The organism is Photobacterium indicum (assembly GCF_003026215.1).
GTDB lineage: Bacteria > Pseudomonadota > Gammaproteobacteria > Enterobacterales > Vibrionaceae > Photobacterium > Photobacterium indicum.
On the sequence record NZ_PYOC01000002.1, the window covers coordinates 295,978 to 307,797 of the forward strand.

Genomic DNA, 11,820 nt, shown 5'->3' on the forward strand with positions numbered 1-11,820 from the left:
ACTAATATCCCCCAAGTAAAATTGATACGGTTCCGTCGACACGTGCACTGTGCTCGTCCCACGCCATCACCCTAACGGTGGGAGTAGAACCACTGTCATCGATGACAACATTCGTTTTGGCAATAGCAGGACTATTGCGCGGGGTGACGATGGCACTGACAATATCAAGCCATTTTTTGGTTGGATTAAAGGTAGTTCCATTGATATCTGATGCTTTTAATACCAGGCGGCCTGATTCAGTTTTATCTTCGACTCTTATATCCACGTTCACCGACGTCACGACAATCAAATCATCATGGCCAACGCCTTCGGCCATCACACTGACCCGCACATACCTGACATTCGAGACCTGAACTTCAATGGCACCAGTCGGAGCAACCTTCCAAGCTGTATTATCATGACTCCACTCAATCTTGATTTTTGCCGATACGCTACCGACACTGTGTGATTGAGCCAGTCTTACAGAAATAGTGGCGGAAGATAGAACCTTCCCTAAATCCTTCACACCTATCAATTGGGCATGTTCAGCACCTGGTTCAAAGTAAATGGGGAAAGTGGCATCGACCTGATCTTGTATCGTATTCCATTGACGGGATTTAAAATGCTGCTCCCATGTCTCACCCGTTGTTATCAGCATTAACAACTCACCATCAACATAAGCAGCATTAGAAAATGTTGCACCTTCGACAGCGTTATAATTCATGGCTATCGCATAATTCGCAGGAAGTGACGCCGTCACATCAATATTTCGAATATGACTGACATTGCCTGCGACATCCTCTGCCGACATGAACACCCTGAAGTCGCCACCAGACGTGAAGATAACAACATCAGAGCGAGAATCAGCCCCTGCTTTACCGTAAAACATAGCCGTAGAGATATCGCTATTAACGGAACCGATACTAATCGTATAGCTCTTAATTGGCTGACTTGTTTTCGCATCCTCCCATGACAACGACAAGGCATTAACCTGCATCGATGATCTTGAAATTGTCACATCTGATGGCGGAGAGATATTCAAATTAACAGAAGAGGCTCGTACGCTGGCTAATGAAGGGTTCCAATGACGAGCCCAGAATCTATTATTACCGGCAGGTAACCATTTACTCAGAAAAGTATTGCCCTTAACCTCAGTGATCACCTCTGCCGTTGCGAAAGTAGAGCCGAATCTCAATTCAGTTTTTACGTAATCAGGATCTTGGCAATCATCCCACGAGATCAATATTCCATTATTTGAAATACTCGCTTTCAGGCCGAAAACATCCGTTGCTGGGTAAATTTCATCATGAATGGTGAACGAAATTGAACTTGGCTCAGTGACCCGACCACCATTAAGGTGAGCTGAGACATTTGCCTCATACACCCCTTTGGGAGCGTCGAAGCTGATATCTTGATAATCGGTTTTTATTTCACTCCATATACCGCCGTCCCGCAGCCGGTATTTGAATATGTAATTCTCGGCATCAAGAAGTCTTAACCATGACGCTGAGGCTGTGGGCAACCTTACATTTTCACGCGTCCATCGGCGCCCTTCGATCACATTCAGACCCACGACGGTTTCACTCACCGTGGTACCAAGGTCGACATTTATCGCTGAAAAGCCTGGATGATAGATATAGTTACTATTTTCAGCATTGAAGTAGTCTTGAGAGTAATCAATAGCAGAGAATTTAAATCCTTCACTGCCCGATGCCTGAACATCGATAATTTTCACCTTGCGGCCTGGTGCAGCCACTTGATCATAAAACCATAGGTAATCACATGCCTGACTGTCACTTTCAAACGGCAGCAAAGTATTCGCTGATGCCGTGATACCCGACAGTAAAGAAACCTTATTACCATCAACAGCAGAAACAACATATGTCTCATATATTCCGTTCGGATACCGAATTCCAATAATTCCTGAATTGGCACTAATTGGCTCCGGCACATCACTATCGAGATAAACATTGAAATGATCACCTCCTTCAAGGAGTCTGCCAGAATGTGACCAGCTAACCATGTCATGACTCAGTAGAACGACATCGCCTTTCGAGGCAACAAGTCCTTCAACATCGGTCTCCCAATGGGTTCGGCGTTTGAAATGTTGCTGTGAGGCAGCAAGCAATGACGCTTCTTTCCCTGCCTGATCTTTATCGGTACATCCAATGAAATCCATTTCTACCGGATTATCTGGATTGTTAATCCCACCTACAGTGGCTCTCACACTGTCGGCATTCCAATTATTGGCTGCATTCTTGAAATTGATAATAAATTCATCAGCCAATTTCCCTGAGATGAAGTCAATACTGAAGGTACCAGCTTTGATATTGGCAGGTCCGAAAACAGCCACAGGTGATAACTGATCATCATCCCAAATAACACCATACTTGCCCGTTTGCCATGTTGTTTGCCCACGACCACAACGCGTAATGATCTCTGCAACACTCTTTACTGACTGGCTAGAGTTTATGACAGCATTACATTCGAGATTCTTTCTATCACACCATAATGCAAATGCTTTGATTGATTCCAAGTCTATCCGTTCGTCAGATAAACCTGCGCCATACAAACGTCGACCATTCGCATCTCGTTTACCCCTGAACCACCACAAAAGCCACCATGCAGGATTAGACGAGAATTGAATCACCCAAGCAGTTCCTGTCCATGTTGGAATAGCTGAGTGACAGATAGCATTAAACTGATCTAAGCGACCAGAAAACTGACCACTCGCTTTAGCGGTTATACCAATACGCTTTTGCCCTGTGTAATCAGCATCATCTTTCTGGAAGGCCTTTAAGCTAACCCAAGATAATTTCCTCGTTTTCTTTGTAGTTTCTATGTCACCAGTCGTTTTTCTTACCTTGACGAGAAAACTGCCATTAGCTTTGAGTGCTATTTTATGGGTTGTTCTAGATGAACTAATTTTGTCACCATATAACGTCAACAATAGGCTGTTATCTAAAACGTTCGACCCCGATGAGACATTGTAAATTTCAACTTCAACAATGATTGTTTGAGAGGTCACCTTCCCCATATCATCAAGATCGAAGGCGATAACCTGAAAATCAAGCTCAAGGGATTGCGTATTGTCTTTGGTTGAGCGTGTTACCCACCCATCCGATTTTTTAATCTCGACACCTTGAATAGTGTCTATATTGCCGAATTTTGGGGATAGCTTCCCGTCATGGCCTGACTCCTCCATCGTAATATCATTAAAATTACTAATTTCAGCATTGCCGATCCTGACATCCGTGACAGTAAGATTGTCCTGAACACCAAAGTGAAAGGCTTGATAAAGAAATTGGGCGTTACCCGAAAAGTCAGTATAAAAATTAGTGGCCGCGTCTGGGTAAACACGCATCTTGCCAATAATAACCATCATGGGTTCAAACAGTCGTATATTGTTATTGGTACCTGAAATGACATACCTTTCTTTTTCGGCAATTTCAGGTGTTTTTCCCGCACTGGGTGGCGGGAACATGGAGTTAACCAACATAGTGCCGGCAATAGTCACTGTTGCACTGACGATTGCACCAAATGCACCTGCTGCGGATGTTCCCCACCCAGCACTTGTCGCCCATGCTGTAGCTGCACCGCCTGTATATATCGACAGTGCCACGATAGCAATGGCCGCAAGGATGCGACCTGATTTACCCTGCACGGCAGCTCTGACATTGATGATGTCATGATGCTTAAGCCTATAACTCTGCCAATTATCAGCCAGACGATCTTCATTGACATACACAATGACAGGATGATCATTCATGATCACGACACCAGCTCTTAATAAGTACGACGCCAGCGTTTCACCTTCAATGAAATTCAAATTAAATCGAAGGCTACCCTCCGTAATGAGAGGATTAGGGTAATGCGTCAATCGCGCTTGTTTTAAATCCGCCATTGATAAAAGCCCTCAATCCCGCCACCAGCATCAATACGCATCCGACTCATTCTCTCCATCACCACCCCCATTCCAGCCAAGTTGTGCAAACACTGCCATTGCCCGTTCACGAACGTCGCCACACCAATATGAGACGGTTCACCACGGTCAAATAACACAACGGGATGCCCCTCAACAGGTTCATCGATACGGATTGCGTAATCGTATTTCATCAACTCGATAGTTTGGGCCTGTTCACCATTTTTGATAGGTCTAAGCACATGCTCTGGTGAAGTGATGAATAAATTAAACTCATTGTTCGCCACCTCGACAGCAAGATCCAAGCAGTCATAGGTGAGTGGGTCGAAAACACGTCCGATATATTTTTCAGTCCAGTGCATTAGAATAATCCTGGTGAACGTTCGGGAGTGAAGCGCATCGTCACCGCAGGTTTGTTAAGCATGTCCTCGTAGCCCAGGGTGGCCGATATTTTCATTTGGTCGATGGTGACATCCAACACGTCTAGCTCAATGCCCCACTCAACATGCGATGGGTTTGACCTCAGCACTTGCATGATCACGCATGTTCCTCCTTCGAACCCACGTGTTCCATCGAGCTCATCGGTTAATACTCGTCCCACGTTATCAACGATCAATTTAGCCTGTGGCAGTTTACCTTCCCCCTCATCAGGCAAGGTCACTTCGATAGGAATAGCCGTATATTGATAGCCTGCATGCGTAATATCCTGCGTATCAGCGACAATACGGGCTGGCTCTGAAAAGCTTTGATGATGAATTTCGACCAATATTAAAAATGGCTCATCAGCAGAGGTGGCATTGAGATTGACTCGGGCATTCTTCGTATAGTTACGAGGCATTTAGATACCTCCTATCGATTCGATTTCAACGTTGGATTCCCATAAATGACGGGAAACCATCGTCCAGGACAGTGATGGATTTTTAAACCTTACCGTCACTGTCGCTCCACCGCGTAATGGGTCCTGGTAGGTAAACCATGCCGAACCTTTGATGACATGGATATACCACCGATCGAACTCGTCCTTATCTGAAAAGGACTGAGCAACAATTTTTGCTTTTCTAACCACAACCGGTATTGAGTATTTAGGGCGCTGTTTCGCAATACCGCCATCCATATTCGTACGATCTATACCAAGATCGACCTCTTCGTCATAGCCCATTACGAGCCTAATATTTGAGGGGAAAATGGGAAGCGTCATGATCTAACTCCTGCAATTGCAGATCTTAACGGTCCACCACGCTGAACATCATCAAGCAATACATTGACCACCCATTTCTTCATCTGGCTATCATAGGCAGGCTGTGATTGCTTAGCCGTCATTTCTCGACCTGACTTATTGATAACGTTGACTTGAACGCTCATGGCCGATTCACCACTACCAGATTGGCGAACACCCAGCCGGCCTTGTGCGTCGCGGGTTAACGGCATGACTGCCTCGGGACCCGCTTCCCCCATCAACCCCATGCCACCTTTGGCCATCGGAAATAGTGTGGGACGGGTTACCACACCTCCATTCGCAAATTTCTTAACCCCATTTTCATATACACCACCTTTGGCATTAGGAAAAAGACCGGCAGCATAATCAGCAAGAGGACCCGTGATATTTTTCTGAATAGCAATACGAATTAAGTCTTTGACGATGCTATTTGCCAGGCTTTTAAAATCAGCTTTACCCGTTACGACAAAATCTGTGAGTGCATCGGTAGCACCAGACATGGCGTTTTGAATGGCTGTTCGCGCTTTCGTACTGGCTTTCTCAGCACTTAGTGCAAAATCAGCAAATCCAGTTTTATAACCAACAAACATCTTCGTCTGATCTATTTTTAAGTTTGCTAGTTCTGTTTGCGTTTTATTTTGTTCATTTTTTGCATTCGCTAATAACTCGTTAAGTTTTAACTCCAGCCCAATAGTGCTGTCTCCATGCGCTCTTCTGGCATCAATTTCAGCATTTAATTCTTTTTCTAATTTTTTGTTATATATGCCAGTTACATCAAGACGATCTGCTAATGCTCTTTTTTGAGCATTAATAAAATAAGCCTCTGAACGGGTACCTTTAGATTGAAGAGACGTTTGATTAGATATGAAATCATTCAAATCACTAATTGATTTGTTATATGTTATCTTTGCTGCACTTCGGGCACGTTGAATACCCTCGATACTTTTCTTGTATGCCTTTTCAATCGCTTCGGTCCGGAGTTTATCCGGCTTATCATCCAACGTTTTATTAAGGATGGTAATCTGTTCGCTAAGGTCTTTTGCCTTGGCTTTTAGGTTGGCAATTGATTCAGCCTGTCCATCAAACGGCTTCATCTCTTTAATCAGTTTCAGGTTTCCTTCAGTCACTTTAAGCTCACTCTGAAGCTCAAGTAATGCATTAGATGGTCGGCCAAGGTTCTTTAAACCATCCCATAGGTTGGTGAACACAGTCCCTACACTACTGGCCGCACGTTCAAGAAAACCCAAATCTTCTACCGCCTTTTTTGAAGCGTTACTGATTTCCTCGGTATACGCTTTTTGAGCCAATGACGCAGCAGCAGCGTTGTCACCCATCGATGTAAAGGTGACGAGTTGTTTGTAGGTGGTCTTATCAAGAAAATTGAACTGCTTATTTAATGCCAGAGCCGCTTTTAATGGTTTATCAGACAGAGAAGAAATGCCCTTGGCGTACTCATCCAGCGTCGATATTCCCGCTTTCTGGGCCTTAATCCCCATCGCTATCACTTCACCAGTAACAGCCGATGCCTTTACATTCGCCTTCTCAAACACTGTAATGGCTTGTGCAGCTGCTCCTCGTGTTACACCTGCAAACTCACTCGCTGCGAGTGTTGCGTCTATCATTCCTTCCTTTGTATAACCCAGGGCTTCACCTGTTTTGTACATCTGTACTGTGGCTTCATGTAATTCACTCTGACCTTGATAAAACGCATAAAACAAACCACCAGCAATAGCGGCAGTAACCGTTATAGGATTAATCATTGCGCCAATAGCTTTTGTCACCCCTCGGATAGCGGGTTTAATGCCCCCGAACATATCTTTGATCTGTCCACCTTGCTGGAAGAGCACTTGCAACGGTCTTTGGCCACCCTGAAGCGACACAAAAATATCCGTAAATTGTGCTGGCAGCCCCTGCATAGCAAATCTCATTTGCTTAGCTGATCGACCGGCTTTTACTTGAGATTCTGATAGACCGTTAAAGCCAACAGCGTTTGTCTTAATCTGGTTATTGGTATGTAACAGAGTATTGGCAAGCTTGCGATTGGCTTTCTCTGTTCTATAAATCTGATTGGTGATGCCGTCATACTTACCCTGGAGATCTTCAGGTAAGACAGAGATACCTTTAAGGATCTCTTTTGTACGTTGGTACTGTGATGACAATTTTGGCGTATCGAGGGTTAATGCTTTATTGAGGTTAGCGGTGCCTAAACCTTTCAAGCGACGTTCGAGCTTTTTAACCTGCTCTCCAGTTAAATTCACTTCACGCTGAGCAGTTTGCCCAAATTCTTTAAATTCAGACTTTATATTCTCTAGCGTTTTATCAAGGCTAGATGCATCGCCAGTAATGGGGATATTTAAAGAATCAGACATCATTAATCCTCGTTAATATTTTCCAATGCGCTCTTTTCAATCACTTGCAGGCTAGAGAAAACATCCCGTTTAACCTCTATGCCCCAGTCCTCGATATCCATCCATGAAAAAATGACGTTGTAATCAAGTCCGATAACCCCATTTTGTCCACATCGCCATTGCGTCGACATTCGGCTGAATAGTTGAACAGCAGGCCAATTTTCAGGCCATACCTCTTTGTCACCATCATCTTGCTCAAAATCATCCAATGACATACCCAGCATTTTTAAAGCTGCATCAATATTCTTCCCTACCAATACAGATGCAGCCTTTGTTAGTTTCCCAATCGGCGCTCAAGCAACGTACTGCGATGCTCATCAACAATCGCAGTGAATGCATCAGGATACTCATCACACAACTTAACGATATTCGCTTTAGTGAATTCAGCATCGATGTCCCATCCCACTAAAATTTGTTGCAAGACTTTGGCGTATTGATCAAATGTTTTCTTAACAACAGCTTCATTGGTTTCAGCCAACGAGGTTGTTTTCGTGTCATTATCCCCCCAGCCATCTGATAGTTTTGCATACTCCAGGCTAGTGAAATATTTGAACGTGAGTGGCAATTCTTGGCTTGAACCGCCAGCATCAATCAGCTCAACCTTCCCCTCAAATGAATCGGGTGTTTTACCTAGCACTAATAAAGACATCTCTTTCTCCTAAGCTTTTGTATAACGAGTTGGACGAACGATAAGGCTAATGGTGACGCCGATGGCCATTACCTGATCTTTAGTCATGCTGGGTGTTTCATTCACCGAGATATAAGCGTGGTAATAGAGTGTGGCGCCATTCGGTAACGTCGCTCGGACAACCTGAGTCTCTTTTCCATCAGCCGCTTTTTTTAACGCTATATAACCAGGTAAGGTATCGTCATCAGCAATGCTCAAGGTCAGAACAACAGGTGATGTTCGCGTTGGGATCTGTGTTTCAAAGTCATTTTCAAGGAACGAGTAAGTGGCGAACTGCTGATCACCACCCGACGTCTCGGATGAGATAACCTGCGTAATCTGCTGCCAATCAGATACTTTAATTAATTTACCTATTCCCGAATCAGTAGGAAATTTAGTCGTATCTGAGGTATCAAAACCCAACAGTTTTGATGTCGCACCCACCTTTGCGATCTGCTCATTAATATTGCTCCACCCACTTTGAACAATAACAATGTCATTAGTCGCTATCGTATTTCCGGTTACGGTTGCGACAGCATCCGCTGCATTAGTCAGTGCAGACATGACTGCAGGTGCAGCCTTCGTTTTAGCAATCGCAAACACGACGCCATTTGGTAGTGAAACGGCCATGAAGCCTCCTCAATTGGTGGTAAACCACACGTTGAAATCTTGAGCTAAGATGTAAAACCCATCAGGGTTTTCATCTGCTATCGTTACGGGTTCGGTGCGTGGTGATGATAAAAACACATCGGTACCCACCATGGCTTTCTCGATCTCTTTCATTGTTATTGCAGCTTTTATTGCCGTCGTTTCAAAGAATGTGACCCTTACGATCGCGTGCGACTTATCAGCTGCAGTGTTATCCATAAAGTAAATAGGAGTACCACCGAGCCTTTCCCAAATCGCGACCGGTGCGTGAATCGCAAACGGACCTTTTACGGGGAAGCATTGATGCACCACCGGTGACACAACGGCATACATCTTTTCTTCAAGCGTCATGTTGCCCGCCTTGCATTCAGTACCTTAAAAAACTGCTCTTCAAAATTCAGTCGAGCCTGCGTTTGGCCTTTATGGACCGCAGGAAAAAAGAATGGAACGGATTTTCTTTTGTATTCCGCTACCGTCACCTTGCTATTCGTTTTCCACTCGCCCGTCTTTCTATCTAGGTACACAGGGTGGTGTCTAACCTGGCCATACTCGATAAAGTTAAGAAAGTTAGCATTCGTCGTTCCCTGTGTGGCATTTTCTGACACCGTTTTGTTCCACTGGGGCATCACGTTATACACAGCGAAACCCACCTCATTAACAGAAAAGCTACTGCGCCCTGAAATGATGAAATCACTACGACCAAACCGTTTCTTTCCTTCGGCATCGAGCGACGCTTTAATCGTTTGAGCGGCCTCTTTCGTGCCGGAGAACACAGCATCAACAACGTCTTCTTTGAGACTGTCGACATAAGCATCAATGCGACTCACATCCACGTGCATTTTCATGAACGTTTCTCAATCAAGAGGTCCATAAATTCCATTGTTTCTTCATCAGGTAATACGTTGGTAATGGCATAGGTCATCCCTCTATGGATAAGACGCATGTCCTCATCGATGTCCTCTCTATACCGAATACGTACGCTGCCACGCCGCACAGCCGTGTCGATACCATTTCTCATGGCCTCCGTTCCACGCTCAAAACGCACATTGGCCCAGACAGAACAGACCTCTGCATACTCTGTAATCGGCTGACCAGCAGCATCAACATGCGATCGGTCAGCACCTTCAATCGTGATTCGATGGTTCATTCGCCCAACGTCCATTACACCCCCTTGGAATAATCAATGTACTTATCAAGCAGGTGCTCGGAAAAAGGACTCATCGTTAATGGCTTCTCGGTTGCCAGCCGACGCTGGGCATACATTTCCAGCGTGGCCAGCTTGACCCATGAAACCAATGGCGCTGGTAGGTAGCCATACTCAGTCCTCACCTCAGCAAAAGATCGAAACAGACGCCCTTCACACAGTGCAATGGCAGCAGCCGTTAATGACTCGATATACAAATCTTCATGGTCATGATCCACGCGCAAGTGCAATTTCATATCTTTCAAACTGATGGGTGAGGTCGCTGAATCCAACACGGCGTTTACTCCAACACGTCTTGTTCTAAATTAACGGCAGCTTCCTGACTCGTTGCTTTGAGCTCATGATCAATCGCAGCTTTTGCTGTATCAACAAAGCCCAGCTCCTCTAACTCATTAATCGTTTTCTCAGGGCCGGTAATAACAATGCCTGGGCCGATATCAAATACGCGCAGGCGTTTAAGTACGAGTGCTTTTTTGTTAGCCATTGGGATACTCCATTACAATTAAGTGGCTGAGTTTTGGTAGTACTTCACAGCCCCACCCACATCGATTAATGCACCATCAGCACGTTGATACCCAATAAAACCTGTTTGTGCTTTTTCGGTGTACTTACTATCAGTCATGCGGAACAAGCGAAGATCCATCACTAGACGGATACGGTATTTATTCAGAGCACCAAACAGAATGGATTTGGCATCTGCTGTCATTTCGGCCATGTGTTGATTGATGGTTATTGGACGGTTCAAAATACGATCGGGGGCACCGCCAGGGTTCCCCGTTTCATAACCAGGAACGAAGATAGGACGGTCATTTTTATCTTTGATAACACGCAAGGCTTCAAGGGTCGTGTCGTGGAACATATAACCGACACCCGGTGAATTGCGGTAAGCGGGATCAACACTGTGTTCTAAAGACACAAGATCCTCATAGGTCACCAGTGCGGTTTGGCCCGTTTTCCCCTTCTTACCTAGCGCCGCCCCAGTAACAATACCTGCAGGCTGATTTGTACCTGTTCCCACCGTAAAGTGACGATTGGTGATACGACCTATACGCATACCCAGTAAATCTTGGATATAGCCGTCAATATCAAAAAAGCTGTCTTGCAGCAGTTCCCAAGGAATGGCAATGGACTTTGATGAGTACATATATGAGCCGATAGATTTATTGCCAAAGGTGGTATCTTTGGTACCGGCAGGCGCATTTTGACCAACAATTTCACCTTCCTCTGCCGTCGCATCGGTTGTCGGGAAATTGATCGTGTTACCCGTGGCCGTACGCATCACCGTCGATACGTTATACATACCGCCATATGCTTTCATCGCTTGTTCAACCTGACGGATCCATTCCGGTGCGGTGGTATATCCCCCTTCAGTGGGTACCGTGGTGCTCATGGCATTATTGATATCCGAAGGGCTACGCGCCGTCATTAACTGATACTGCTCAGGTGTCAGGGCACTGATCCCACCCAGCATGTAAGCACGCATAGCGGCTGCCACATCTGACTGTTTATTGGGTTCTTTGGTATGTTTGTCACGCAAGGTGTTATTCACACCGCCGTCATCGACATCGTTTTCCAACGCTAAATCAGCAACCTGCTGCTCACGGCGAATATCCCCATCAATCGCTTGGATATCAGCTAAAATGCCATCCAGCTTTTGGCCATCTTCCGCGCTCATGCGTTTGTCTGCAGGGTATTTATCGTTTAGTGCATTAGCTTCTTTCGCTAATTTGTCGCGCGACTCGCGCAATGCTTTAAGTTTGGACATAAAGCCCTCCT

Annotated in this window: 14 protein-coding genes; all 14 read right to left on the bottom strand. The window is 45.2% G+C overall.

Annotation, left to right across the window (positions count from 1 at the left end; translation table 11 throughout):
- Position 1 precedes the first annotated feature (1 nt).
- From C9J47_RS07245 to C9J47_RS07310, 14 genes are read right to left on the bottom strand one after another with little or no spacing between them, the layout of a single operon-like run.
- Positions 2-3,883, bottom strand: coding sequence for a TipJ family phage tail tip protein (locus C9J47_RS07245; protein ID WP_107252919.1), 3,882 nt, complete (start codon positions 3,881-3,883; stop codon positions 2-4).
- On the bottom strand, positions 3,871-4,263 hold the full coding sequence (locus C9J47_RS07250) for a hypothetical protein (RefSeq protein WP_107252920.1): 393 nt from the start codon (positions 4,261-4,263) through the stop codon (positions 3,871-3,873). Before C9J47_RS07250 ends, C9J47_RS07245 begins: the two co-directional genes overlap by 13 nt.
- A complete protein-coding gene (locus C9J47_RS07255; protein ID WP_107252921.1) occupies positions 4,263-4,739 on the bottom strand; it encodes a DUF1833 family protein in 477 nt (158 codons plus the stop codon). The genes C9J47_RS07250 and C9J47_RS07255 overlap by 1 nt, the downstream gene beginning before the upstream one ends.
- Complete coding sequence (locus C9J47_RS07260; protein WP_107252922.1) at positions 4,740-5,099, bottom strand: hypothetical protein; 360 nt, start codon at positions 5,097-5,099, stop codon at positions 4,740-4,742. It lies immediately after the preceding gene.
- Positions 5,096-7,486: a phage tail length tape measure family protein gene (locus tag C9J47_RS07265; RefSeq protein ID WP_245903365.1), complete on the bottom strand. Its 2,391-nt coding sequence runs from the start codon at positions 7,484-7,486 to the stop codon at positions 5,096-5,098. Before C9J47_RS07265 ends, C9J47_RS07260 begins: the two co-directional genes overlap by 4 nt.
- Before the next feature lie 2 nt (positions 7,487-7,488).
- On the bottom strand, positions 7,489-7,782 hold the full coding sequence (locus C9J47_RS07270; protein ID WP_107252924.1) for a DUF1799 domain-containing protein: 294 nt from the start codon (positions 7,780-7,782) through the stop codon (positions 7,489-7,491).
- A 17-nt stretch (positions 7,783-7,799) separates the two neighbouring features.
- Positions 7,800-8,174, bottom strand: coding sequence for a phage tail assembly chaperone (locus tag C9J47_RS07275; protein WP_107252925.1), 375 nt, complete (start codon positions 8,172-8,174; stop codon positions 7,800-7,802).
- 9 nt (positions 8,175-8,183) lie between these two features.
- On the bottom strand, positions 8,184-8,822 hold the full coding sequence (locus C9J47_RS07280) for a phage tail protein (protein ID WP_107252926.1): 639 nt from the start codon (positions 8,820-8,822) through the stop codon (positions 8,184-8,186).
- 9 nt (positions 8,823-8,831) lie between these two features.
- Positions 8,832-9,191 carry a hypothetical protein gene (locus C9J47_RS07285; RefSeq protein WP_107252927.1) on the bottom strand — a complete coding sequence of 120 codons (360 nt, stop codon included), beginning with the start codon at positions 9,189-9,191 and terminating at the stop codon, positions 8,832-8,834.
- Entirely contained in the window at positions 9,188-9,685 is a 498-nt protein-coding gene (locus C9J47_RS07290; protein ID WP_107252928.1) for a hypothetical protein, read from the bottom strand. The genes C9J47_RS07285 and C9J47_RS07290 overlap by 4 nt, the downstream gene beginning before the upstream one ends.
- Positions 9,682-10,002, bottom strand: coding sequence for a phage head closure protein (locus C9J47_RS07295; protein ID WP_107252929.1), 321 nt, complete (start codon positions 10,000-10,002; stop codon positions 9,682-9,684). The genes C9J47_RS07290 and C9J47_RS07295 overlap by 4 nt, the downstream gene beginning before the upstream one ends.
- Positions 10,002-10,319, bottom strand: coding sequence for a head-tail connector protein (locus C9J47_RS07300; protein WP_107252930.1), 318 nt, complete (start codon positions 10,317-10,319; stop codon positions 10,002-10,004). Before C9J47_RS07300 ends, C9J47_RS07295 begins: the two co-directional genes overlap by 1 nt.
- Positions 10,320-10,324: 5 nt before the next feature.
- Positions 10,325-10,528, bottom strand: a complete 204-nt coding sequence (locus tag C9J47_RS07305; RefSeq protein ID WP_107252931.1) for a hypothetical protein — start codon at positions 10,526-10,528, stop codon at positions 10,325-10,327.
- An 18-nt stretch (positions 10,529-10,546) separates the two neighbouring features.
- Complete coding sequence (locus C9J47_RS07310; RefSeq protein WP_107252932.1) at positions 10,547-11,809, bottom strand: phage major capsid protein; 1,263 nt, start codon at positions 11,807-11,809, stop codon at positions 10,547-10,549.
- Positions 11,810-11,820: the final 11 nt, after the last annotated feature.